General features: G+C 71.5%; 23 protein-coding genes and 1 pseudogene. 14 read left to right on the top strand and 10 right to left on the bottom strand.

Annotated elements, in window-relative coordinates; genetic code table 11:
* Window positions 1–143: 143 nt before the first annotated feature.
* Window positions 144–1,676: a class I adenylate-forming enzyme family protein gene (locus ABT004_RS24100; protein ID WP_351340486.1), complete on the bottom strand. Its 1,533-nt coding sequence runs from the start codon at window positions 1,674–1,676 to the stop codon at window positions 144–146.
* 155 nt (window positions 1,677–1,831) lie between these two features.
* On the opposite strand from ABT004_RS24100, the gene ABT004_RS24095 reads away from it, so the two are divergent.
* The 4 genes from ABT004_RS24095 (at window position 1,832) to ABT004_RS24080 (ending at window position 6,035) form a co-directional block, all read left to right on the top strand.
* Window positions 1,832–3,034 (top strand): amidohydrolase family protein, encoded by a 1,203-nt coding sequence (locus ABT004_RS24095; RefSeq protein ID WP_351340483.1) that lies wholly within the window; start codon window positions 1,832–1,834, stop codon window positions 3,032–3,034.
* A 10-nt stretch (window positions 3,035–3,044) separates the two neighbouring features.
* The gene (locus tag ABT004_RS24090) at window positions 3,045–4,205 is read left to right on the top strand and encodes an acyl-CoA dehydrogenase family protein (RefSeq protein WP_351340480.1); all 1,161 of its coding nucleotides are present in this window, start codon (window positions 3,045–3,047) and stop codon (window positions 4,203–4,205) included.
* 2 nt (window positions 4,206–4,207) lie between these two features.
* Window positions 4,208–5,071, top strand: a complete 864-nt coding sequence (locus ABT004_RS24085; RefSeq protein WP_351340478.1) for an acyl-CoA dehydrogenase family protein — start codon at window positions 4,208–4,210, stop codon at window positions 5,069–5,071.
* A 508-nt stretch (window positions 5,072–5,579) separates the two neighbouring features.
* Window positions 5,580–6,035 carry an ATP-binding protein gene (locus ABT004_RS24080; RefSeq protein WP_351340476.1) on the top strand — a complete coding sequence of 152 codons (456 nt, stop codon included), beginning with the start codon at window positions 5,580–5,582 and terminating at the stop codon, window positions 6,033–6,035.
* A 96-nt stretch (window positions 6,036–6,131) separates the two neighbouring features.
* Here ABT004_RS24080 and ABT004_RS24075 read toward each other — a convergent pair whose 3' ends face one another.
* A complete protein-coding gene (locus ABT004_RS24075; RefSeq protein ID WP_351340473.1) occupies window positions 6,132–7,058 on the bottom strand; it encodes a cyclase family protein in 927 nt (308 codons plus the stop codon).
* Window positions 7,059–7,173: 115 nt separating this feature from the next.
* Here ABT004_RS24075 and ABT004_RS24070 point away from each other — a divergent pair, with 115 nt between their 5' ends.
* The 4 genes from ABT004_RS24070 to ABT004_RS24055 all read left to right on the top strand — a co-directional run bounded on the left by ABT004_RS24070 (window position 7,174) and on the right by ABT004_RS24055 (window position 11,034).
* Window positions 7,174–8,088 carry an SDR family NAD(P)-dependent oxidoreductase gene (locus ABT004_RS24070; RefSeq protein ID WP_351340472.1) on the top strand — a complete coding sequence of 305 codons (915 nt, stop codon included), beginning with the start codon at window positions 7,174–7,176 and terminating at the stop codon, window positions 8,086–8,088.
* Between the two features lie 15 nt (window positions 8,089–8,103).
* Window positions 8,104–9,291: an acyl-CoA dehydrogenase family protein gene (locus tag ABT004_RS24065; protein ID WP_351340469.1), complete on the top strand. Its 1,188-nt coding sequence runs from the start codon at window positions 8,104–8,106 to the stop codon at window positions 9,289–9,291.
* A complete protein-coding gene (locus tag ABT004_RS24060) occupies window positions 9,288–10,337 on the top strand; it encodes a Zn-dependent alcohol dehydrogenase (RefSeq protein ID WP_351340468.1) in 1,050 nt (349 codons plus the stop codon). The genes ABT004_RS24065 and ABT004_RS24060 overlap by 4 nt, the downstream gene beginning before the upstream one ends.
* Before the next feature lie 85 nt (window positions 10,338–10,422).
* Entirely contained in the window at window positions 10,423–11,034 is a 612-nt protein-coding gene (locus ABT004_RS24055; RefSeq protein WP_351340493.1) for a flavin reductase family protein, read from the top strand.
* Here the strand turns inward: ABT004_RS24055 and ABT004_RS24050 are convergent.
* The gene (locus tag ABT004_RS24050) at window positions 11,023–12,402 is read right to left on the bottom strand and encodes an MFS transporter (protein ID WP_351340466.1); all 1,380 of its coding nucleotides are present in this window, start codon (window positions 12,400–12,402) and stop codon (window positions 11,023–11,025) included. The two genes, ABT004_RS24055 and ABT004_RS24050, sit on opposite strands and share 12 nt — an antisense overlap.
* A 19-nt stretch (window positions 12,403–12,421) precedes the next feature.
* On the opposite strand from ABT004_RS24050, the gene ABT004_RS24045 reads away from it, so the two are divergent.
* Window positions 12,422–13,432 carry a GlxA family transcriptional regulator gene (locus tag ABT004_RS24045; protein WP_351340464.1) on the top strand — a complete coding sequence of 337 codons (1,011 nt, stop codon included), beginning with the start codon at window positions 12,422–12,424 and terminating at the stop codon, window positions 13,430–13,432.
* A gap of 216 nt (window positions 13,433–13,648) precedes the next feature.
* Here ABT004_RS24045 and ABT004_RS24040 read toward each other — a convergent pair whose 3' ends face one another.
* The 3 genes from ABT004_RS24040 to ABT004_RS24030 form a co-directional block, all read right to left on the bottom strand.
* On the bottom strand, window positions 13,649–14,494 hold the full coding sequence (locus tag ABT004_RS24040; RefSeq protein WP_351340461.1) for an enoyl-CoA hydratase/isomerase family protein: 846 nt from the start codon (window positions 14,492–14,494) through the stop codon (window positions 13,649–13,651).
* Between the two features lie 49 nt (window positions 14,495–14,543).
* On the bottom strand, window positions 14,544–16,766 hold the full coding sequence (locus ABT004_RS24035; protein ID WP_351340459.1) for an acetate--CoA ligase family protein: 2,223 nt from the start codon (window positions 16,764–16,766) through the stop codon (window positions 14,544–14,546).
* A 191-nt stretch (window positions 16,767–16,957) separates the two neighbouring features.
* Window positions 16,958–18,130: a flavin-containing monooxygenase gene (locus ABT004_RS24030; RefSeq protein ID WP_351340456.1), complete on the bottom strand. Its 1,173-nt coding sequence runs from the start codon at window positions 18,128–18,130 to the stop codon at window positions 16,958–16,960.
* 223 nt (window positions 18,131–18,353) lie between these two features.
* Between ABT004_RS24030 and ABT004_RS24025 the strand changes: the two genes are divergently transcribed.
* The 5 genes and pseudogenes from ABT004_RS24025 to ABT004_RS24005 form a co-directional block, all read left to right on the top strand.
* Window positions 18,354–18,806: a DoxX family membrane protein gene (locus ABT004_RS24025; RefSeq protein WP_351340453.1), complete on the top strand. Its 453-nt coding sequence runs from the start codon at window positions 18,354–18,356 to the stop codon at window positions 18,804–18,806.
* Window positions 18,803–19,237: a Zn-ribbon domain-containing OB-fold protein gene (locus tag ABT004_RS24020; protein ID WP_351340446.1), complete on the top strand. Its 435-nt coding sequence runs from the start codon at window positions 18,803–18,805 to the stop codon at window positions 19,235–19,237. The genes ABT004_RS24025 and ABT004_RS24020 overlap by 4 nt, the downstream gene beginning before the upstream one ends.
* A 32-nt stretch (window positions 19,238–19,269) precedes the next feature.
* Window positions 19,270–19,554: a type II toxin-antitoxin system Phd/YefM family antitoxin gene (locus ABT004_RS24015; protein ID WP_351340444.1), complete on the top strand. Its 285-nt coding sequence runs from the start codon at window positions 19,270–19,272 to the stop codon at window positions 19,552–19,554.
* A complete protein-coding gene (locus ABT004_RS24010) occupies window positions 19,514–19,954 on the top strand; it encodes a type II toxin-antitoxin system VapC family toxin (RefSeq protein ID WP_351340441.1) in 441 nt (146 codons plus the stop codon). Before ABT004_RS24015 ends, ABT004_RS24010 begins: the two co-directional genes overlap by 41 nt.
* Window positions 19,879–20,178: pseudogene (locus ABT004_RS24005) on the top strand (GNAT family N-acetyltransferase); the annotation flags it as partial. The gene ABT004_RS24010 and the pseudogene ABT004_RS24005, both read left to right, overlap by 76 nt.
* On the opposite strand, the gene ABT004_RS24000 reads toward ABT004_RS24005, so the two are convergent.
* The 4 genes from ABT004_RS24000 to ABT004_RS23985 form a co-directional block, all read right to left on the bottom strand.
* A complete protein-coding gene (locus tag ABT004_RS24000; protein WP_351340439.1) occupies window positions 20,123–20,803 on the bottom strand; it encodes a pyridoxine/pyridoxamine 5'-phosphate oxidase in 681 nt (226 codons plus the stop codon). The pseudogene ABT004_RS24005 and the gene ABT004_RS24000 sit on opposite strands and share 56 nt — an antisense overlap.
* 34 nt (window positions 20,804–20,837) lie before the next feature.
* Complete coding sequence (locus tag ABT004_RS23995; RefSeq protein WP_351340437.1) at window positions 20,838–21,755, bottom strand: AraC family transcriptional regulator; 918 nt, start codon at window positions 21,753–21,755, stop codon at window positions 20,838–20,840.
* A gap of 9 nt (window positions 21,756–21,764) precedes the next feature.
* Window positions 21,765–22,643, bottom strand: coding sequence for an alpha/beta fold hydrolase (locus ABT004_RS23990; RefSeq protein ID WP_351340434.1), 879 nt, complete (start codon window positions 22,641–22,643; stop codon window positions 21,765–21,767).
* 88 nt (window positions 22,644–22,731) lie between these two features.
* Window positions 22,732–23,901, bottom strand: a complete 1,170-nt coding sequence (locus tag ABT004_RS23985) for a thiolase C-terminal domain-containing protein (protein WP_351340431.1) — start codon at window positions 23,899–23,901, stop codon at window positions 22,732–22,734.
* Window positions 23,902–23,935: the final 34 nt, after the last annotated feature.

Raw genomic sequence — 23,935 nt, 5'->3', positions numbered from 1 at the left:
GGGGCGCCCCCCCGCGGCCGCAACCCTCGACGGGGCGAAAGATCGGGGCTCTGCCCCGCACCCCGCTGCTCAATCGCCGCAGGGGCTTAATAGGCCGGACCGGGGCTTGATTTGGCCGCACCGGGCTTGATGGTGAGGCTTGATCACGCCCCGAACCGCTCCCGCAGCTTGTACTTCAGGACTTTGCGGAGCGTCTCGTTGCGCGGAAGCGCGTCCACCACCTCCAACTGCTCCGGCAGCTTGAACGTGGACAGGCCCTGTTCACGCAGGTACGCGCTGACCCCCGCGAGGGTCAACACCGCCCCGCCCCCACGGAGTTCGAGCACCGCACACACCCGCTCCCCCCGCTCCACATCCGGCAGCCCGACCACCGCCGCATCCTGCACCGCAGGGTGTTCGTGGAGCAGGTCCTCGATCTCCTTCGCGGAGATGTTCTCGCCCTTGCGGATGATGACGTCCTTGGCGCGGCCCGTGAGGACCAGGTGGCCCTCGGGCAGTACGTGGCCCAGGTCGCCGGTGATCAGGAAGCCGTCCTCGTCGAAGGCGTCCGCGGTCTGGCGCGGGTCCAGGTAGCCCTGGCAGACGGCCTCGCCGCGCAGCCGCACGTCGCCGTCGACCCCCGGCGGCACCGGCTTGCCGTCGGCGTCGACGACGCGGATCTCCATGCCCTCGGGCGGCCGCCCCTCCGTCGTCGCGAGGTTCTCCGCCGTGTCGTCCGGGGCGCCCATCGTGATCATCGGGACTTCCGTCATGCCGTAGCCGTGGGTGAGTTGGACGTCCATCTCGTGGACGACCGAGTGGTAGACCTCCGGCGGTTTCGGGGCGCCGCCGCCCGCGAGCAACCGAAGCGTCGGGATCAGCTTCTCGTCCGGCTGCTTGCGTTGTTCGGTCAGGAACATCGAGTAGAAGGCCGTCGAGCCGCCCGCGACCGTCACCCCGTGCCGCCGGTACTCGTCCAGTGAGTCCGGCATCGCGAAGTGCTCGAACATCGCCGCCGGGAAGCCGTACAGGAGCAGCATCACGGTGTAGTCCGGGCCCGCTATGTGTGCGAACGGGAAGGCCATCGAGCCGATGTCGGACGACGACAGGTGCAGGGCGTGCGCGAGGCAGGAGCCGCCCGCGATGAGCGAACGGTCCGTGTGCAGCACGCCCTTGGGGTCGGACGTCGTGCCCGAGGTCCAGTAGATCCAGCGGACGTCCGTCCCGGAGGCGGGCGGTGGGGGCAGCACGGCCGGGTCGCCGTCCGGCAGGTCCTCGTACGCCTCGAAGATGCCGCGCGCGCCGAGCCGCCGCGCCATGTCGGTGTGGTCGAAGCCGCGCCACACGCCGGGTGTCGCGAAGAAGTCGGCCTTCGACTCCCGTAGCGCGAAGCCGACTTCGCGGTCCCGGTAGAAGGGGATGATCGGCGACTGCACCGCGCCGATGCGGGCGAGTGCGAAGGAGAGCAGGGCCGTCTCGATGCGGGTGGGCAGCTGCCAGGCGACCACCGTGCCGGGGCGGATGCCCAGGTCGTACAGGCCCGCCGCCACGCGCTCGCCGCGGTCGCGCAGTTCGCCGAAGGTCAGGGTGCGTTCGCCCTGGAGCAGCACCGGGTGGTCGGGGGTGAGTTCGGCGCGGCGCTCGACCAGCTCCCAGAGCGTGCGGGAGGCGCCCAGGGTGTGTGCGGTGTCGGTCATCTCCGTACCCCTTCACGGCTTCACGGCCGGTGCCGTCACCTGACGGGTTGTCAGATCTGGCTGAGAGCGTAAGTCCGCGCTCCTTGTCGGTCCAGAGGTGCGGGGCTAGCCTGCTATCTGACGGGTCATCAGATACGGCGAGGGGCTGAACACTCATGACGGAACTGCCGCGCATCGTCAGCGTCGACGACCATGTGATCGAACCGGCCCACCTCTTCGAGACCTGGCTGCCGGCCAAGTACCGGGACAAGGGGCCGAAGCCGCTGACCGAAGGAATCGGCGAACTCGCCTACGTGGCGGGCAAATACCAGATCACGATGGATCCGGCGGGGCCGCCCACGGACTGGTGGATCTACGAGGACCTCAAGTTCCCGTACAAGCGCAACATCGCGGCCGTCGGCTTCGACCGCGACGACATGACGCTGGAAGGGATCACCCGCGCCGAGATGCGGCGCGGGTGCTGGGACCCCAAGGCGCGGCTCGCGGACATGGACCTGAACCATGTCGAGGCGTCGCTCTGCTTCCCGACCTTCCCGCGCTTCTGCGGGCAGACCTTCGCGGAGGCGCACGACAAGGAGGTCGCGCTCGCCTGCGTGCGCGCCTACAACGACTGGATGGTCGAGGAGTGGTGCGGGGACAGCGGCGGCCGACTGATCCCGCTGTGCATCATCCCGCTGTGGGACATCGACCTGGCCGTCGCGGAGATCCGGCGCAATGCCGCGCGCGGCGTCAAGGCCGTGACGTTCTCCGAGATCCCGACGCACCTGGGGCTGCCGTCCATCCACTCCGGCTACTGGGACCCGTTCTTCGCCGTGTGCCAGGAGACCGGGACGGTCGTCAACATGCACATCGGGTCCAGCTCGCAGATGCCGGCCGCGTCCCCGGACGCGCCGCCCGCCGTCCAGGCCTCGCTCAGCTTCAACAACGCGATGGCCTCGATGATGGATTTTCTCTTCAGTGGCGTCCTTGTGAAGTTCCCGACGCTCAAACTCGCCTACAGCGAGGGGCAGATGGGCTGGGTGCCGTACGCCCTGGAGCGCGCCGACGACGTGTGGGAGGAGCACCGCGCATGGGGCGGCGTCCGGGACCTGATCCCCGAGCCTCCGTCCACGTACTACTACCGGCAGATCTTCTGCTGCTTCTTCCGTGACAAGCACGGGGTGGCGTCCATCGACACCGTCGGCCGGGACAACGCGACGTTCGAGACGGACTACCCGCACGTCGACTCGACCTTCCCGAACACCAAGGAGGTCGCGCTCGACCACATGAAGGGCCTCGACGACGAGACGGTCTACAAGCTGATGCGCGGCAACGCCATCCGCATGCTCGACCTGGACCTCGACAAGGACCGCAAGTAGGGCCACCGCCATGGACCTCACGTACACGGACGAAGAAGAGGGGTTCCGGGCACGGCTTCGGGAGTGGCTGGGCGGCGTGCTGCCCACGCTGCCCCCGAAACCGTCGCCGGACGACTGGCCGGGCAGACGCGCGTACGACATGGGCTGGCAGCGGCGCCTGTACGACGCCGGATACGGGGACGTGCACTGGGACGCCTCGCCTACGAAGCGGCTCATCTTCCTGGAGGAGACCGAAAAGGCGGGCGCACCCTACGTAGGCGCGAATTTCGTCGGCCTGCTGCACGCGGGGCCGACCATCGCCGCAGAGGGCAGCCCCGGGCAGCGTGACCGGTGGCTCGCGCCGATCCTGCGCGGGGACGAGGTGTGGTGCCAGGGCTTCAGCGAACCGGACGCCGGCTCCGACCTGGCGGCGCTGCGTACGAAGGCCAGGCGCGAGGGCGACGAGTACGTGATCAGCGGCTCGAAGATCTGGACCTCGCACGCCGAGGTCGCCGACTGGTGCGAACTCCTCGTACGCACCGGCCCTTCAGCGCCCAAGCACCGCGGCATCTCCTGGCTCGCCATGCCGATGGACGCGCCCGGCATCACGGTGCGGCCGCTGCGCACGCTCGCCGGGTCGACCGAGTTCGCCGAGATGTTCCTCGACGACGTGCGGGTGCCGGTCGGCAATCGGGTCGGCGAGGAGAACGACGGCTGGCGCGTGACCATGGTGACCCTGTCCTTCGAGCGCGGCACCGCGTTCGTCGGCGAGGTCGTCGCCTGCCGCCGGGTCCTCGGCGAACTCGCCGCCCACGCGAAGAAGACAGGGCGCTGGGACGATGCGGTGCTGCGACGCGAACTCGCGTTGCTGTCAGCCGAGTTCAGTGCGCTGTGGCGGCTCACCCAGTGGAACGTGAGCGAGGCGCAGGCATCGGGCGGCGTGCCGGGCGTCGGCGGCTCGGTCTTCAAGCTGCGCTACTCGCACGCCAGGCAGCGGCTGTACGAGGCCGCGGCCAAGGTCCTCGGCGGTGCGGGCGCCCTCGACACCGACCAGGAGTGGACGCTCGACCGGCTCTCCTCGCTCTCGTACACGATCGCCGCGGGGACCTCGCAGATCCAGCGCAACATCGTCGCCGAGCGGATCCTCGGGCTGCCCAAGTCGTCAACCGGGTCTTCAAAGGGGGGACGGTAGGTGTGCACTTCCAACTGACCGAGGAACAACGGGCGTTGCGCGACGGTACGCGGGAGCTGCTCGCCGGACGGTTCGGGCGGGACGCGCTGCGGGCCGCTGTCGACGCTGCCGCGCCGGGGGTCGACCGGACCCTGTGGCGTGAACTCGGTGAGGCCGGGCTGTTCTCGCTGTGCCTGCCGGAGGCGGCAGGCGGGGTCGGGCTCGGCCTCCCCGACGCGGTGGTGGTGTTCGAGGAGGTGGGGCGGGCTCTTGTGCCCGGCCCGCTGGTGGCCACGTTCCTCGCGGCGGGCGAGGTGCCGGGCGCCGCGGCCGGTGAGGCGGTGGTGACCGCGCCGTACGGAAACCTGCTGCCGTGGCGGGACGACGCGGACGTGGTGCGCGGCGACGCCTCCAGGGCCCGCCCGATCGCCTCGGCGGACCCGCTCACGCCTCTGCACGCCCTCCCCGAGCCCGCCCCCGTCCCCCTCGAAGCGACGCTCCTGTACGCGGCCGAACAGCTCGGCTCGGCCGGCCGTGCGCTCGACATGGCGGTCCAACACGCCCGGGAGCGTGAACAGTTCGGATCACCGATCGGGTCGTTCCAGGCGGTGAAGCACCTGTGCGCCGAGATGCTGGTACGGGTCGAGGTGGCCCGCGCCGCCGTGTACGCGGCGGCCGTCACCGCCGATCCGGTCGAGGTCGCGGCGGCCGAACTGCTCGCCGACGAGGCCGCCGTGCAGGGCGCCCGTGACTGCCTCCAGGTGCACGGCGGCATGGGCTTCACCTGGGAGGCAGACGTGCATCTGCACCTGAAGCGGGCTTGGGTGCGGGCCGAGTTGGGCGGCAGCGCGAGGGACGCGGAGGAGGTGCTCGCGGCCGCGCTCTGACCTACGTAAGAAGGCGCCGCGCGTTCGGAAAGCGGACGCGCGGCTGTCTGAGCGGACGGCCTGAGCAAGGGTGCACGCACAGTCACCGTGCGTGGTTACCGGGTTGTGTCCCGCGCCGGGCTCGTCACGGCACGGAGTCGGCGCCCCGCTCCGGTACCTTGTGGCGATGCGAGTGGTGCTGAACCCGAGCGACGGCGCCGGTGTTGCCTCCGAGGCGGCTCCGGCTCCCGCCCCGTGTCGGCCCGCGGCCCCGACACGGGGCGTTTCTCGCAGTGCGGGACGGCGTTCCGCCCCCGCCTGTTCGACCCCCGGCAAGACGCGTCGCACAGTATGCCGTACGCGTACTCCTTCGCGCTGGAATATGCCCGAAGCGCTTGTTGGGGTGACTGAACGTCAATCATGCTGTGTCTCACGGGGTTCACGTTCCGTGATCCCTCTCACTGGACAGCACGGTAAGTGGCGCGAGTCAGTACTCCAGCGGTCCCGCCGGATTCGGATGGTGTGAGCGGTGCAGGTGCTTCAGGTTCAACTGGAGGTCGGGGCCGACCCCGCTGAGGTGGGGCGGGCCCGCAGGTGGGCGCGTTCGCGTCTCGCCGGTTCGGGCATAGAGGCCGACGAGTCCTTGGCGGAGACGCTGATTCTGATCGTCTCCGAGCTGGTCACCAACGCGGTGGTGCACACGGGCAGGCCGGCCGTGCTGCGCATGGCGCTGCCCAGTGGCGAACCCGCGGCGTGCCTCGGCACCGTCCGCGTGGAGGTCGCCGACACCTGCGAGCGGGCCCCGGCGCCCCGGCACGCGGAGGGCGAGGAGACGAACGGGCGGGGACTGGAACTCGTCGACGGGCTCGCGGACCGCTGGGGCTGGCGCCCCGAGGGCACGGGCAAGGCGATCTGGTGCGAGATCGACCAGTGCGCGGTGGCGACGGCCGGCGCGTTCCAGGGTGTGGCGTTCGAAGCGGTGTGAGCGCGCACGAAGTGGCGCGGGCCCCGTGGGGGGTGCCCGCGCCGCTTTCCGTGTCCGGCGGGGCCGTTGGGCGTGTGCCGCCCTGGAGCAGCGCTGTCAGAACACCGCCACGGGAGCCACCGGCGTCCCCGTGCCACCCAGGAAGGGTTCCGGCATCGCGGACAGCAGGAACGAATACCGTCCGACTTCTCCACAGGTTGTGGACAAAGTTTCGAGATTCCAGTTCTGGCCTTGCAGCATCCCCATCTCGACCAGGTCCAGCGCGTGCACGGGCAGCCACAGGTTCTCGATCTCCGGCGGGAAGATCTCGAAGGTGAGCGTGTCGTTCGCGACCGCCGCCACGTCCCGCGCGTGGAACCACTCGGGCGTACGCACCGAAAGTCCCGGTGACGGATAGCCGTAGCCGTGCTTGTCCCCGGCCAGGTACACCTGGATCTGCCCGGTGCGGACGAGCACGATGTCGCCTGCCCCGACCGTCACCCGGCCGAACTCGGCTGCCTCGTCGAGGTCTTCGGGGGTCACCGCGTGGTCCCCGGGCAGCCGGTCGAGTCCCTTCGCCGCGGCGACGTCGAGCAGCACGCCGCGCGAGACGATGTACGGCGCCTTGTCGATGCCGCTGAACCGGGCGCCGTGGTGCGCCGTGATGGTGTCGGCGGGGCGGCCGTTGTAGAGCTTGCCGGAGTGCGAGACGTGGGTCAGGGCGTCCCAGTGGGTGGCCGCCTGGAGGCCCATCGTCACCGCGTCGTCGCTGGTGGCGACGGTTTCCGGGCCGAAGATCTCCTGGTTGATCTGCACCATCGTGTGGAACGGGTTGATGCGGCCGGGGATCAGGCCCGACTGCACACCGTCCTCCTTCAGTGGCAGTGCGAGGGGGACGCGGCGGCCCGTGCGGACCTCCGTGGCGGCCTCGCGCACGACGTCGTCGGTGACGAGATTCAGGGTGCCGATCTCGTCGGCCTCACCCCAACGCCCCCAGTTGTTCACGCGTTTGGCGATGTCGTGGAACTCGGCGGGCAGGGGCATCGGGTCCTCCCGAGGGTTGTGTTCCAGGTCTTGTGTTCCGGTGGATGACGAGTCGTACACTCCGACCGGAGTTGAAATCTAACGGGTCGTCAGAAACCGCGGGAAGGGGCCGGGCATGGGGAACTTCTTGGCAGGCAAGGTCGTCGCCGTCACGGGAGCGGGGCGAGGCATCGGCAGGGCGGTGGCGCTCGCGTGCGCCGCCGAGGGCGCGAAGGTCGTCGTCAACGACTACGGGGTGTCGATGGAGGGCGGCGAGCCCACGTCGGACGTGGCGCAGGGCGTCGTCAAGGAGATCGAGGCGGCGGGCGGCACGGCGGTCGCCGTGGCCGACGACGTGTCGACGATGGCCGGTGGCCAGCGCATCGTGGACACGGCCGTGAGCGCGTACGGGCGGATCGACGGGGTGGTGTGCGTCGCCGGGATCCTGCGCGAGCGGATGCTGTTCAACATGTCCGAGGACGAGTGGGACCCGGTCGTCCAGACGCACCTCAAGGGCACCTTCACCGTCTTCCGGGCCGCGTCCGCCGTCATGCGCAAGCAGAAGGCCGGCACGCTCATCGGCTTCACCAGCGGAAACCACCAGGGCTCCGTGGCGCAGGCCAACTACAGCTCCGCCAAGGGCGGCATCATCTCGCTGGTGCGCAGCGCGGCCCTCGGGCTCAACAAGTACGGCGTGACCGCGAACGCCGTCGCGCCCGTGGCCCGTACCCGGATGTCGGCGAACGTGCCGATGGAGCTGAAGGAGATCGGGGAGCCGGAGGACGTCGCGGCCTTCGTCGTCTATCTGCTCAGCGAGCGGGCCCGCGAGGAGAAGATCACCGGGCAGGTCTACACGGTGGCCGGGCCGAAGATCGCCGTCTGGGCGCAGCCGCGTGAGCTGCGTGCCGGGTACGCGGACGGCGGGCCCTGGACGCCGGAGAAGATCGCGGACTTCCTGCCGGGGACGGTCGGCACCGACCCCATGCCGCTCCTCGAGCAGCTCCAGGAGATGGCGCGGGCGGCGGCCGCCAAGGAACGACCCAACCAGTAACGGGGGTGGCGGGGCGTGGAGTTCGGGTTCGACACGGCGGACGAGTCCTTCAGGGGTGAGGTCCGGGAGTGGCTGGAGAAACATCTCGACGAGCGGTTCACGGCCGCCGTGGGGCGCGGGGGCCCCGGCAGTGAGCACGAGGGCGGCGCCGAACGGCGCGCCTGGGAACAGGAGTTGGGCAAGGGCGGCTGGATCGGCATCGGCTGGGGCCGGGAGGGCTTCGGCAACCGGGTCGCCACGCTCACCCAGCAGGTCGTCTGGGCGGAGGAGTACGCGCGCGTGCGGGCGCCGGGCCGCTACGGCCACATCGGCGAGAACCTCCTGGCCCCTACCCTCCTCGCGTACGGCACCGAGGAGCAGCAGCGCCGCTTCCTCCCGCCGATCGCACGCGGCGAGGACCTGTGGTGCCAGGGCTACAGCGAGCCGGGGGCGGGCTCCGACCTGGCGTCGCTGCGTACGTCGGCGACCCGTGGGAGCGACGGCCGCTGGCGGGTGACCGGCCAGAAGGTGTGGACGTCGCTCGCCCACGAGGCCGACTGGTGCTTCGTACTGGCCCGCACCGACCCGGACGCGCACCGCCATCGCGGAATCTCCTTCCTGCTGGTCCCCATGGACCAGCCGGACCACATCGACGTACGGCCGATTCGGCAGCTCACCGGGACGAGCGAGTTCAACGAGGTGTTCTTCGACGGCGCCGTGGCCGAGGAGGTCGTCGGCGGCGAGGGCGAGGGCTGGAAGGTCGCCATGGGGCTGCTCGCCTTCGAGCGCGGCGTGTCGACGCTGGCCCAACAGATCGGTTTCGCGGAGGAGCTGCGGGCGGTCGTACGGTCGGCGGTCGCCTCGGGAGCGGACCGCGACCCCGTCGTACGCGACCGGCTCGTACGCCTCTGGGCCGAGCTGCGGACCATGCGGTGGAACGCGCTGCGCACCCTCGGCGGGGCCCCCGACGCGGGCGCGCCGAGCGTCGCCAAGCTGCTGTGGGGCGGCTGGCACCAGCGGCTCGGCGAGCTGGCCCTGCGGGTGCAGGGCGCGGCGGCGGCCGTCGGCCCGACGGACTGGACGCCCACCGCACCGTACGAGCTCGACGAACAGCAGCGTCTCTTCCTTTTCACCCGGGCCGACACGATCTACGGCGGCTCGGACGAGATCCAGCGCACCATCATCGCCGAGCGGGTGCTCGGCCTGCCCAGGGAGGCCACGTGAGGGGTGTCGTGTTCGACGGCCAACAGGCCGTTGTCGTAGACGACTTGGAGATACGGGATCCGGGCCCGGGGGAGGTGCTCGTCGGCGTCGCGGCCGCGGGGCTCTGCCACAGCGACCTGTCGGTGATCGACGGGACGATCCCGTTCCCGCGCCCGGTGGTCCTCGGACATGAGGGCGCGGGAGTGGTGGAGGCGGTGGGCGCGGGCGTGACGCACGTGGCGGCCGGTGACCATGTGGCGCTCTCCACGCTCGCCAACTGCGGGGCCTGTGCGGAGTGCGACCGGGGCCGGCCGACGATGTGCCGCAAGGCGATCGGGATGCCGCAGAAGCCGTTCGCGCGGGGCGGCAAGCAGCTGTACCAGTTCGCCTCGAACTCGGCGTTCGCCGAGCGGACCGTGGTGAAGGCCGTGCAGGCGGTGAAGATCCCGAAGGAGATCCCGCTGACCTCGGCCGCGCTCATCGGCTGCGGGGTGCTGACGGGTGTCGGGGCCGTGTTGAACCGGGCACGGGTCGACCGGGGAGACACGGTCGTCGTGATCGGGACGGGGGGAGTGGGGCTGAACGTGCTTCAAGGCGCCCGTGTCGCGGGCGCGTTGAGGATCGTGGCGGTGGACTCCAACCCGGCGAAGGAGGAGGTGGCGCGGCAGTTCGGCGCGACGGACTTCCTCACGGATGTCGCCGCCGTACGTGAGGTTCTGCCGGACGGCGCCGACCACGTCTTCGAGTGCGTGGGCCGGGTCGAGCTGATCCGGGCCGCGGTCGACCTCCTCGACCGGCACGGCCAGGCGGTGATCCTCGGGATGCCGGCGGCGAAGGCGGAGGCGTCCTTCGTGCCCGCCGAACTGTTCCTGGACAAGTCGATCCTCGGCTGCCGTTACGGCTCCTCGCGCCCGCAGCGCGACATCAAGCTGTACGCGGACCTGTACGCGCAGGGCCGGCTGCTGCTCGACGAGCTGGTGACACGGACGTACCCGGTGGAGGACTTCGGGAAGGCGGTCGAGGACGCGGAGGCGGGGAAGGTGGCGAGGGGGGTGCTGACCTTCTGACGTTCGGGTGGCGGGTGCGGCGGCCGTACGTCGCTCGCCGCACCCCTTCCAATCTGACGGCCCGTCAGCTTCAATGGTTCGCATGATGGGACACGCAGGGATGGCGGCCACCGTCGTCCGTTACCTCAGGTCGGTCGGCGCGCCCACCGCGGAGTCACCGGTGGAGGCGCTGCCACGACCGGACCTCCGGGCCGTCGGCGATGACGAGCGCGCACCTGTGGATCCGGCCGAATTCCGCCGCGTCATGGGCGAGTTCGCCAGCGGCGTGACCGTGGTGACGGCGGTCGAGCCGGACGCGGGTCCCGCCGGCTTCGCCTGCCAGTCCTTCGCGTCCCTGTCCCTCGACCCGCCGCTCGTCGCGTTCATGGTGGCGCGGACCTCGACGACGTGGCCGCGGATCGCCCGTGCGGGCGCGTTCTGCGTGAACGTACTGGGCGCGGACCAGGGCGAGTTGTGCCGGGGCTTCGCGGTCAGCGGGGCGGACAAGTTCGCCGGTGTCGCGTACGACGATGCGCCGGTGTCGGGCGCGCCGCGGCTCGAAGGCGCCGCCGCGTGGATCGACTGCGCCATCCACGCGGTGCACACGGGCGGGGACCACCTGATCGTGGTGGGGCGGGTGTCGGCGCTCGGGTCGGCGGGGGGCGGCGCGGGGCCGCTGGTCTTCCACCGGGGCGCGTTCTCGGGGCTACGCGACTGAGGGAGCGGCGACGGAGGTGTCCGCACGCCCGCGCCGGATCACGAGCGACATCAGCGCCGCCGCCGCGCACAGCGCGCCCGAGGCGTACCAGACCACGTCGTACGACCCGAACACATCCCGCGCCAGACCACCCAGGAAGGCCACGACCGCCGCCCCCACCTGGTGCGAGGCGAGCACCCAGCCGAACACGATCGCGCTGTCCTCGCCGTAGTGCTCGCGGCACAACGCGATCGTCGGCGGCACCGTGGCGACCCAGTCCAGGCCGTAGAAGACGATGAAGAACAGCATCGGCGGGTGCACGCTCGGCGCGAGCAGCATCGGCAGGAAGAGCAGCGAGATGCCGCGCAGCGCGTAGTACACCGCGAGCAGCCGGCGCGCCTCTATCCGGTCGGTGAACCAGCCCGACACGACCGTCCCGACGACGTCGAAGACGCCGACTACGGCGAGCAGCGAGGCGGCCGTGGTGGTGGGCATGTGGTGATCGTGTGCCGCGGGCACGAAGTGCGTCCTGACCAGGCCGTTCGTGGTTGCGCCACAGATCGCGAAGGTGCCGGCGAGCAGCCAGAAGGGCCCGGTGCGCGCGGCCTTCACGAGTACGGTCACGGCCCGCTTCCCCGCTCCCCGTACGGGCGTGGGCTTCGGTACGAACTCCTTGGCGCCGTACGGCTCGACGCCCGCGTCGGCGGGGTGGTCGCGCAGCAGCAGCCACACCAGCGGGACGACGGCGAGCGCCGAAAGCGCCACGGTCACGGCGGCGGGCCGCCAGCCGTGCCGGTCGACGATCCAGGAGAGCAGCGGCAGGAAGACCAGCTGCCCGGAGGCCCCGGCCGCGGTCAGCACGCCGGTGACCAGGCCGCGGCGCGCGACGAACCAGCGGTTGGTGACGGTGGCGGCGAAGGCGAGCGCCATGGACCCGCTCCCGAGCCCCACCAACACGCCCCAGTACATGATCAGTTGCCAGGCAGCGGTCATCCACACGGTGAGCAGCGACCCGCCGCTGATGACGAGCAGCGCGACGGCGACGACCTTCCGGATCCCGAACCGGTCCATGAGCGCGGCGGCGAACGGGGCGGTGATCCCGTACAGCGCGAGGTTCACGGACACGGCGAAGCCGATGGTGCCGCGCGACCAGCCGAACCCCGTGCCGGGATCGTGCAGCGGCTCGATGAGCAGCCCCGGCAGGGAGGCGAAGGCGGCGGCGCCGACGATCGTCACGAACGTGACGGCGGCGACGGCCCAGGCGCGGTGGGGACGGCGTCGTCGCGGGCGGGCGCCGATCGGATCCTTCGGTGGTCTCTGCGTCTCGGTGTCGGTCACGTCAGAAGCTTCGGGGATCCGCGTACCCAGAACGAGTGGCCCGAATGCCATCATTCGCTAGGATCGGGCCATGGTCTCCCGTACTCGTACTCGTACTCGACGGAACGCCCCACACCGTGTCGCGGTGCTCGCGCTCGACGGCCTCATCCCGTTCGAGTTCGGCATCCCCCAGCGCATCTTCGGCCGCGCCCGCGACGCCACGGGGGCGCGCCTGTATGAGGTGGTGACCTGCGCGGTGCGCGAGCCGGGCCGCGTACAGACCGACGCCGATTACGCGATCCACGTCGAGCACGGCCCGGAGGGCCTGGGGACGGCGGACACGGTCATCATCCCGGCCTCGTACGAGATGGGCCCCGTCTACGAAGAGGGCATCCTCACCCCGGAGTTGGAGGCCGCGCTCGCGTGGATCCGCCCCGGGACCCGCATGGTCTCCATCTGCACCGGAAGCTACGTCCTCGCGGCGGCGGGCCTGCTCGACGGCCGGGCCGCCACCACGCACTGGGCGGACGCCGACCGCTTCCAGCGCCTGTTCCCGCACATCGAGGTCGACCCCAACGTGCTGTTCATCGACGGCGGCGACGTCCTCTCGTCGGCGGGCGTCGCCGCGGGCATCGACCTGTGCCTGCATTTGGTGCGGCGCGACCACGGCGCGGCGGTGGCCAACGACGTGGCCCGCCGCACGGTGGTGCCACCGCACCGGGACGGCGGCCAGGCCCAGTACATCGAACGCCCACTGCCGGAGCCCCGGATGGCGTCCACCGCGCGCGCCCGCGCGTGGGCCCTCGAGCACTTGGGTGAGCCCATCCAGCTCCGTGACCTGGCCGCCTGGGAATCGCTCTCGGTCCGCACCTTCACCCGCCGCTTCCGGGAGGAGGTGGGCATCAGCCCCGGCCAGTGGCTGACGGCCCAACGGGTCGAGCGGGCCCGCCATTTGCTGGAAACGTCACCGGCCTCCATGGACGATGTCGCCCACCAGTCCGGCTTCGGCACGGCCCAGTCCATGCGGCAGCACTTCCACGCATCGGTGGGGGTGACCCCGACGGCGTACCGGAGGACGTTCCGGGCGGGGGTGGCGGTGTGAGCCGGAGACCCCACCGGTCACCCGTCCTCACGCCACGGGGCTCCGCCCCGGGCCCCGCTGCTCAATCGCCGCAGGGGCTTTAATCGCCTGCCTGCGCCGCACCAACAGGCAGCCCGTTACGGGAGGCGTGTGCCTCGGGAGTCGGTAGCCAATGGACTGTGGCGGGAAATGACGACCCAGTCGTCATTTCCCGCCACAGTCACACGCTCAACCGGCTCAGCGGCCCCTGAACTCCGGCTTCCGCCGCTCCACGAAGCTCGCGACGCCCTCGTTCGCGTCGTGCGTGCCCATGTTCAGCTCCTGCGCTGTCGCCTCCGCCGCGAACGCCGTGGAGCGGTCCGAGTCGAGGGAGGCGTTGACCAGCTGCTTGGTCATGGCGAGGGCGCGGGTCGGGCCCGCCGCGAGGCGTTCCGCCCACTCCCTCGCCACCTTGGGCAACTCGCCGTCCGGGACGACCCTGTTGACCAGGCCGAGGCGCTCCGCGTCGGTGGCGGGGACCGCGTCGCCGAAGAACATGAGTTCCTTGGCGCGCTGCGGGCCGATCAGGCGGGGGAGGAGGTACGCGCCGCCCCCGTCCGGGACGAGGCCGCGGCGGACGAACACCTCGATGAACCGCGCCGACTCCGCCGCCAGGACCAGGTCGCAGGCGAGCGCGAGGTGCGCGCCGATGCCGGCCGCCGTGCCGTTCACCGCCGCGAGCACCGGCTTCTCGCAGTCCTGGACGGCGGCGATCAGGCGCTGCGCGCCGAGGCGGATCATCCGGGCGACGTCGCCCACCACCCGTTCCCCGGTGTCCGCGCCCCCGCCCCGCAGGTCGGCCCCGGCGCAGAAGCCCTTGCCCGTCGCGGTGATCACGACGGCCCGTACGTCCGGGTCGGCGGAGGCCTCGGCGAGCAGCGCGATGACGCGTTCGCGCTGGTCCCAGGTGACGGCGTTCATGGCCTCGGGGCGGTTGAGCGTGATCCACGAGACGCCGTTGTCAGTGGCGTGCAGTACCAATGAGTCCAGGGACTTTTCCGGTTCTGCGGGTTGGTCGGGTTCTGCGGGGGAGGCATGTGTCATGGGGGAGCTCCGTCTCGGGAGTGGTTCGGCGGCGGGTGCGGCGGCGGGTTCAGCGGCACACCGCGAGCGCGTCGAGGGCGACCGCGCCCTGGCCGCGTGGCAGCACCATGAGCGGGTTGATGTCCAGCTCGGCGAGGTCGTCGCCGAGTTCGAGCGCCATCCGCTGTACGCGCAGGATCACCTCGACCAGCGCGTCGATGTCGACGGGCGGCGCGCCCCTGACCCCGTCGAGCAAGGGCCGCCCGCGGAGTTGGTCGAGCACGGCCCGCGCCTGGCTCTCGCCGAAGGGCGGTACGGCGACGGCGGTGTCCCGCAGCACCTCCACGAGTACGCCGCCGAGGCCGACGGTCACCGTGGGGCCGAACAGGTCGTCGCGGGTGACGCCGACGACCATCTCGACACCCCGCTCGACCATCTGGCAGACGAGTACGCCGTCGAGCTCGATGCCCTCGTAGCGGGCGATGTCGGTGAGCTCCCGGTACGCGTCCCGGACCTGGCTCGCCGACGTCAATTCGACCTTGACCAGGCCGAGTTCCGACTTGTGGGCCAGTTGGGGGGCCGAGGCCTTCATGACGACCGGGTAGCCGACGAGGGAGGCGGCCCGCACCGCCGCCGCCGCGCTCGTCACCAACTGCTCGCGCGGTACGCGGATCCCGTATGCCCGCAGCAGTTGCTTGGCCGCGTGCTCGCTCAGCTGGTGGCCCGGGCGCATCAGGGCCTGCGCCTTGCGGAAGGAGGGCGAGGGCGTGCGCGGCGCCTCGTCGAAGGGGGAGACGTACGAGGCCGTGAAGCGGTGGTGGTCGAGGTAGGCGCGGACCGCGGTGATGCAGTTGGCGAAGGTGCGGAAGGTCGCGACGCGGGACGAGCCGAGGAGCGTCGTGCGGTAGGCCTCCTCGGTGCCGACGGGGGAACCCCACACCACGCACACCAGCTTGTCCGTCTGTTCCGCCGCGTCCGCCAGGTCCTGGGCGAGCTTGTCGCTCATGGGCGGAAACGGGCCGGTGATCGGGCAGATGAGGACCCCGACGGACGGGTCCGCGAGGATCGCGTCGATGATTTTGCGGCCGCGCCAGTCGCCGACCGGGTGGCCGCCGTTGTCGACCGGGTTCGCCACGCTCAGATAGTCCGGTATCCACTGGTGCAGTTCGTTCTGCTTCTCCTGGGGGAGCGTGGGGAGTTGGAGCCCCGCCTCCGTCGCCAGGTCGGAGAAGTGGGCGCCGGTGCCGCCGGAGATCGAGTAGACGACGACGCCGTCGGCCTGCGGCGGCTTGGCGCGGGCGAGCAGGGCGGAGGTGTCCTGGAGCTCGTCGAGGCCGTCGACGCGGATGACGCCGAACTGCCGCATCGCGGCGTCCACGACGGTGTCGGCGCCGGTGAGCTTCCCGGTGTGGGATGCCGCGGTGCGGGCGCCGGTCTCCGTTCGGCCGACTTTCACCGCGACGACCGGCACGCCCTCGCGCGCGGCCCGGTCCGCGGCGAGGAGGAAGGAGCGGCCGTCCTTGAGGCCCTCGACGTAGCAGGCGATGGCGCCGACCTCGGGGCGCTGGGAGAAGTAGGAGATGAAGTCGGAGGTCTCCAGGTCGGCCTCGTTGCCGGTCGGTGCCCAGTGGGAGAGCCGGATGCCCAGTTCCTGGAGGGCGAAGACGGGGCGGCCCTGGTGGCCGGACTGGGTGATGAGCGCGATGGCCGGCCCTTCGAGGTCCTCGCGGAAGCGTTCGAAGGCGTTGAGGTTGGTGTTGGGGCCGAGCAGGCGCATTCCGGAGCGTTCCACGGCGGTGGAGAGCCGGGTCTGCGCGGCGGCGCCCTCGTCACCGGTCTCGGCGAACCCGGAGGCGAAGGCGACGGCGAACTTCACCTTCGTGTCCGCCAGTTGCTCGATGACGGGCAGCGGATCGGCGACGAGCAGCACGGCGAGGTCGACCTGCTCGGGCAGCTCGGCGACGGAAGGGGAGCACGGGAGGCCGAAGACGGTCTCGCGGGTGGGGTGCACCGGATACAGGCGCGCGCCGACCCGCTCCGCCCAGCCCATCAGCTGCCGGGTGATCCCGGTGTTGGGCCGCCCCTCGGCGTCGGAAGCGCCGACGACGGCGACGGACTCGGGCCGGAAGAACCGGTCCAGATCCGGTACGTCGGAGTGCAGCGGACGCCCGCTGACGTCCAGTTCTTCGCTGCCGGCCCGCCCGTGCACGGCGGGTCCGGGCTGCTCACCGCAGGCGATCACGCGGGCCCGGCGGGAGTCGGTGGTCAGGGTGCCATACGTCGATCCAAGCATCGGTCCGCCCGCTCCTGTGTGTCAGCGACATCTCTTGCCTGTGCAGTGCCTTGAAGTCCCCCCAGGGATAACTGACGCCTAGTCAGATTACAGAACTGACACTGTGTCAGGAACAGGGCTGCAGGCAAAGAGGTGAGGCGAACGTTCCGAGGGGCGTGCGCACGCGGGTGCCCCGGCGGGTCTCAGGGATCTCAGGAAGGGAGTTGTGCGGCCACTGCCTTGCCGATGCGGCCCGCGTCCAGGGCCAGTTCGCGGAGCATGCCGGATATCGGGTTCGTGTAGCCGGTGAAGTGGAGGCCGGGGAGAGCGGGGGTGCGAGGCGAGGAGGCGCGGGGGCGCCCCGTGGCGGGGTCGAGGACGTCCAGGTGCCCCACCAGGTCCTGGAGGCCCTGCCGGTATCCGGTGGCCGCGATCACCGTGTCCGGGGTGATGCGGGCGCCGTCGGACAGGACCACCGCGTCCGCGTCGAAGGAGGTGACGGCGGCGACGGGCTCGACCTTCCCGGCCCGTACGGCGTCGATGAAGCCGACGTCCTGCACCGGGATGGCGCCCTCGCGTGCCCGCGAGTAGAGGCCGGTGTCCGGGCGTCGCAGACCCTGCGCCGACAGGTCGGGGACGCTCAGCTTGCCGAGCGGCACGGCGAGCCGGTCGACCAGGCCGACCGGCAGCCGGCGGCAGAGGATGCCGGTGCGTTGGGCGGGCCAGCCGAGCGTCGTGCGGCGCACGATGTGCGGCGTGGTGCGCACGGCGATGCGCACGCGCGCGGCGCCGCCCTCGATGAGGTCGACGGCGATCTCGGTGCCGGTGTTGCCGGCGCCGACGACGAGGACGTCCCGCCCGGTGAAGGGCGCCGGGTCGCGGTACTCGCCCGCGTGCAGCAGCTTCCCGGTGTACGAGGGGGTGCCGGGCCAGTCGGGCAGGTGCGGGGTGTGGTTGTAGCCGGTGGCGACGACCACGGCGGCCGAGGTCAGCTCGCGGCCGCCGGTGGCCCGCAGCAGCCAGCCCGCACCGTCGGGGGCCCGCTCGACGCGGGTGACCTCGACGCCCGTGACGACTTCCAGGTCGTGGTGCTCGACGTACTTCTCCAGGTAGCGCACGACGTCGTCGCGGGCGACCCAGCGGCCGAAGCGGCGCGGCATCGCGAGGCCCGGGAGGCCGGAGAGGCGGCGCGTGGTGTGCAGGTGGAGGCGGTCGTAATGGCCGCGCCAGGAGGTGCCGACGCGGTCGGACTTCTCCAGGACGACGGCCCGTACACCGTGCGCCTCGAGGCCGACGGCCGCGGCGAGACCACCGGGGCCGCCTCCGATGACGTACACGGGCGGACGTTCATGGCTGCGTGCCGGTGCTTGTGGGGAGTCGGCCATGTACGGAGCGTATTCCGGCGCCGGTTTGATCGGGACCGGTCAAGACGGAAACCGGTTGCGAATTGATCACGGGTGGCGGGCGTGGGGTGCTGCCGGTGGTGTGTGCGGGGGCCTTGCGGAGGCGGTGCCGGATGCGTTGAACTGGCCTACCCGAGAAACTGACGCATCGTCAGGAAATGATTGAAGGACCGGACTTCATGGGAGCGGACTTCATGGAAGCGATATGGACGCGATAGGGCTCAGCGGCGCCGAATGGCTCGCCGTGCTGCGCATCGGGCTCGGCCTGTGGTGGCTGGAGAGCTGGCGGCACAAGGACAAGAAGGGCTGGTTCGAGCGCGGCACCGGCATCGCGTGGGCCGCCGACGTCGCGGGCAAGCACAAGTGGAACGCGGTGCGCAGCGGCTTCGAGGTCGTCGTCAAACCGCGGCCGAAGACGATGGCGTACGTCGTCGTCTACGCCGAACTGGCCCTGGGGATCGGCCTGATCCTCGGGTTCCTGACGCCGATCGCGCTGGTCGGCGGCCTGCTGCTGAACGTTCTCTACTTCACGTTGATGATCCACGACTGGGCCGAGCAGGGGCAGAACGCGATGATGGGCCTGATCTCGCTCGTCGCGCTGTTCGCCATGTCCTGGCAGGCCTGGTCCCTCGACCACGCGATCGGACTGTTCCAGTGAGCGCTGACGCCTCCGTACGTTTCGACGTTCCCGAACCCGACGCCTTCACCCGGCCCTACTGGGACGCGGCCGCCGGGGGTCGGCTGCTGCTCAGGCACTGCGCGGCGTGCGGGCGTGACCACCACTATCCGCGGGAGTTCTGCCCGTTCTGCTGGAGCGAGTCCCCCGAGGACGTGGGGTGGCGGGAGGCGAGCGGCCGGGCCACGCTCTACACGTGGTCCGTCGTGCACCGCAACGACCTGCCCCCCTTCGGGACGCGCCCCCCGTACGTCGCCGCCGTCGTCGACCTCGCCGAGGGGCCGCGGATGATGACGGAGATCGTGGAGTGCGCGGAACCCGATCTTCGGATGGGCATGGACCTGACGGTCGACTTCCGGGAGGCGGGGGGCGGCTTTGCCGTGCCGGTGTTCAGGCCGGTCGGAACGGTGTAGCCCGGCGTGTCCCGCGGGGCTACGCTGGCTGCATGAAGACCATCACGCAGCGCGAGTTCCGAAACAACTCCGCCGCTGTCATGGACGCGGTGGAGGCCGGCGAGACCTACCACATCACTCGCAAGGGCATAGAGGTCGCGGAACTGCGGCCCGTGCCGCGTCGGCGCGCGCTCAGCGCGGAGGAACTGGTCGGGCGGGCGAAGAGGCTGCCGCGAGTCGACTATGAGCAGATGCGCCGGGAAGCCGACGAATTCTTCGGGACAGAGGGCCTTGTCGGTGAAGCCGACGACGATCCGTGGGAGCGCGGTCGTGGCTGAGCGGGATGCCCGGGGTGTGCTCGACACGTGCGCATATGTGGATCTGGCGTTGATCGACCCGGCGGGGTTGCCGCGCACCCCGGAGCTGACCGCCATCAGTCTCGCGGAGCTGCATCAAGGGGTCGGCATGGCCAAGGACCCGGTGGAGCGTGCGAGGCGAACCGAGCGGCTCGGCGATGCGGTGAACGCCTTCCCCGCCCCCTTGCCCTTCGGTGCGGAGGCGGCCGCGCGATACGGAACCCTGGTGGCGCTGGCCCTTGCCGGGCGGCGGGACCCCCGACCCAGGAAGCTCGACCTCATGATCGCGGCCATCGCTTCGGCCAACGGGCTGCCGCTGTATACGCGCAACATCAAGGACTTCAAGGGGCTGGAGAGCGTACTGACGGTCGTCGCGGTGTGAGGGGTGAGGTCGGCCGGGCCCGGCGCGTGGCGGGAGCCGAAGAGGTGCTGCTCTTCACGGACCTCGCCAACCCGACGAGCAACGCCCTCTACCAGCGCCTCGGCTACCGGCCGGTCCGGGAGTTCGCGGTGTGGGAGTTCACGGGCAATTCAAGCCCCTGCGGCGTGGTCACGGCCACAGCAACTCCTTGGCCCAGCCGCCCTCCGCCGTGCGCCGGTACCTGAGGCGAACGTGGCGGCGGCGGGGGTCGCCCTGGAAGAACTCGACCTCGTCCGGGGTCAGCTCGTAGACCGTCCAGGACGGGGCCGCGGCGTCCGGTTCGCGCTGCGCGCGCTCCCACGCGGCGTCCGAGGCGCGCTCTAACTCCTCGTAGGAGCCGAGCGGTTCGCTCTGGTGGCCGACGAGGGCGGAGGCGAGCGCGCCGGTCGAGCGGGCGTGCAGATCCGCGTGGGCGGCCTCGGGCGGCGCCGTGCGGACGGGGCCGCGGACCCGGATCTGGCGGCCCTGCGCCGGCCAGTAGAAGCCCAGCGCCGCGTACGGCCGGGCGGCGAGCTGGCGGCCCTTCGCGCTGCCCGCGTGCGAGGCGAAGTGCCAGCCGTGCGCCTCGTCCGCGCCGTGCAGCATCACCGTACGGACATCGGCGCGGCCCTCGGAGTCCGTCGTCGCGAGCGACGGGGTGTGCGGCTCGGGCTGGCCCGCCGCCACGGCCGCGGCGAACCACTCGACGAAGAGTTCCAAGGGCGCGGCGGGCGCGTCCCGCGGGTCGAAGGCGGGCAGCTCGGTGTCCCACACGCGCAGGCTCCGCAGCAGGGCGTCCAGATCGGGTTCCGGTACCGGTTCCAGTTCCATGGGCTCGATTCTCGCCCGTGCCGCCCGTGCCGCTTCACTCACCCGACGGTCGCGCCACCGCCCGGCGCCCCGGGGCCGAGTCCGGCCAGGCGACGTCGTCGATCGAGAGCCAGGGCGCCGCGGCCAGGGCCGTCGGGGTCAGGCCCGTGAACTCCCGTACGTCGCGGTGCAGATGGGGCTGGTCGACGTAGCCGCTCGCGGTGGCGGTGTCGGCGGCCGGGCGGCCCGCCGCGAGGAGGTGGGCGGCGTGGTCGAAGCGGATCAGGCGGGCGGCGCGTTTGGGGGAGATGCCGAGCTGCGCGTGAAAGCGGGCGGACAGGCGCTTGCGGCTCCACCCGATCTCGTCCGCCAGGCCGTCGACCCGCACCTGCCCCCGCAGGCCGAAGGCGCGCCGCCAGGCGAAGGCGACCTCGGGATCGACGCGGCGGACGGCGAGACGGCGGCCGATGAGGGCTGCCGCGATCGCGAACCGATCGTCCCAGGAATCGGCGGCGCGCAACCGCTCCTCGGCCCGTACGGCGTCGCGGCCCCAGAGGTCCGCCAGGGGTACGACAGCCCCGCTGAGGTCGACCGACGCGCCGAGGACGGCCGTGGCCACGGCCGGCCGGAGCCGGATCTGGAGGCACTCGCCCGTGCTGCCGCCGGTCCTGACGTCCCTCGGCAGCAGCCCCACGGCGATGCTCCCGTATCCGCGCCGCCCACCGGCCTCGTGGAAGAGGCCGCCTGCCCGGCCGTCGTCCCGGCCGTCCCCTTGGGCGCCGCCCTCGCTCAGGTCGATGAGCAGGGTGACGAAGGGGTGGGCGACCATGGCGATGGCCCTGTCGAAGCCGGCCGGGGGCGGTCCGTGCGCCAGGAAGCCCGCCATGCTGACCCCCGGCAGCCGGTCCCGCGGGCGTGGGACCGCGATGTCCACGCTCGTCCAGTCGGGCGACGGCCTTCTCGACGACAGCACGGATCCAGTCTAGGTCTGGGTCTGGGTACGGGGGCGGGTATCGGTATGGGGCCGGGTCTGTGGCCTGCTCGCGTTCAGGTCACCGGCCGCCGACGTGAACGCGAGCAGGGGTTCGCCGGTCCCGGCCGGGTCCTCGAACATGGCCAAGTGGCCGACACCCGGCAGCAGTTCGACCCGGGCGCCGGGCACCGCTTCGTACCGGTGCGCGGACGCCGGGTCCCAGCGCGGGTCGGCCGTACCGAAGAGGACCAGGACGGGGACGTCGAGCGCGGCGAGCCGCTCGGGCACGCTGCGCTCCGCGACGTATTCGGTGTAGTGGCGCAGCATCGCCCGCAGCGTGCGGTACTCGAGGTCCCGTACGTCGGCGACGACGTTGTCCGGGATGTTCACCGGGCGGGCGGCCGTCATGGCCATCCCCTTGCGGATCATCGCGTCGGAACGCCTCGCCCACAGGAGCGCGCCGAAGGGCGGGGCCAGCAGCACCCGGTGGAGGAGCGGCTGCGGCAGCAGCGCGTCGGGGCTCGGTCCTGTGCTGACCAGCGCGAGCGAGCGCACCAGGTCGGGGCGGCTTTCGGCGAGGGCGGTGGCGATGTAGCCGCCGCTGGAGTGCCCGCCCACGGCGACGTGCCGCAGGCCGAGACCGTCGAGGACCCGCGCCACCCGCTCGGTCTGCGCGGGTACGTCGTACGTCGGCGCGGGCGGGGAGTGCCCGCAGCCCGGGAGGTCGACCCGGATCACGTGATGGTGTCCGGCGAGGAGGGGGACCACCGGGTCCCAGGTCGAGCCCGAGGCCCCGGACCCGTGGATGAGGAGCAGCGGGGGAGCCTCGCGCGGTCCGTCGTGGACCACGTGCGTCCCGGATGAGTGCGTAGCGTCGTATTCGCCCATATCGGCGATGATGCGGCGGCCTGGCCGGCCCGTCTTGTACGAATGTCAGCCGTCACCGGCGAGCTGGGCGGGCGGCACCCCGTGGACCTCAGTCCCGCCCCAGCACCACCGTCCCCGCCGAGCAGAACCAGCCGCCCGTGCCCGAGGCGACGGCGAGCTGCGGCAGTGAGCCATCGGACCGCCGCACCTGGTGGCCGCCCGCCTCGCCGCGCAGTTGGCGTGCCGCCTCCACGAGGAGGAACAGGCCGCGCATGCCGGGGTGTTGGGCGGAGAGGCCACCGCCGTCCGTGTTCGTCGGCAGCTCGCCGTCGTGCAGGAGGCGCCCCTTCTCGACGAACGCGCCGCCTTCCCCCTTGGCGCAGAAGCCGAGGTCCTCCAGCGTCACGAGCGTCATGTACGTGAAGGCGTCGTAGATCTCCGCGATGTCGATCTCGTCCGGCCGCACCCCCGCCCGCTCGAACGCGAGCCGTCCGCTGACCGCCGCCGGTGAGACGGTGAAGTCGTCCCACTCGGACATCGTGGTGTGGGAGACGTGCTCGCCCGAACCGAGCACCCACACCGGCGGCTTCGCGCAGTCCGCCACCAGGTCCTCCGCGACCAGGAGCACCGCCGCGCCGCCGTCCGAGCGTATGCAGCAGTGCAGCTTGGTGAAGGGGTCGGCGATCATCGGCCCGTCGAGGACCTCGTCGACCATGATCGGGTCGCGGAACATGGCGTCCGGGTTGCGGGAGGCGTTCGCGCGGGCCTGGACCGCGACCTGGGCCAGCTGCTCGAGCGTCGTGCCGTACTCGTGCATGTGGCGGCGGGCGGCCATCGCGTACTTGGCGATCAGCGAGTGGCCGTACGGGACCTCGAACTGGAGCGGTCCGCGCGCGCCGAAGGAGAGGTTCGAGGTGCGGCGCTTCGCCTTGATGTCGGCGCGGGCCGTGGAGCCGTAGACGAGGAGGACGGCGCGCGCGTGGCCTGCCCGGATCGCGTCGGCCGCGTGCGCCGCCATGACCTCCCAGGTGGAGCCGCCGACCGAAGTGGAGTCTACCCAGCGGGGTTTGAGGCCCAGGTACTCGGCGACCTCGACCGGCGCGAGGGTGCCGAGGCCGGCCGAGGCGAAACCGTCCACGACATCCGGGGTGAGCCCCGCGTCGGCGAGCGCCCGGCGGGCGGCCTGGGCGTGCAGGGCGTAGGGAGTGGCTTCGTCGACGCGGCCGCAGTCGGAGAGGGCGATGCCCGTGATGGCGACCTTGCTTCCGCTTTCAGTCATCCTGGCTCCCGGCTTCAGTCATCCTGGCTCCCGG

Origin of the sequence: Streptomyces sp. NPDC002790 (genome assembly GCF_040295505.1) — a bacterium.
Taxonomy (GTDB): Bacteria; Actinomycetota; Actinomycetes; order Streptomycetales; family Streptomycetaceae; genus Streptomyces.
This window is presented reverse-complemented; position numbering and strand designations above follow the sequence as displayed.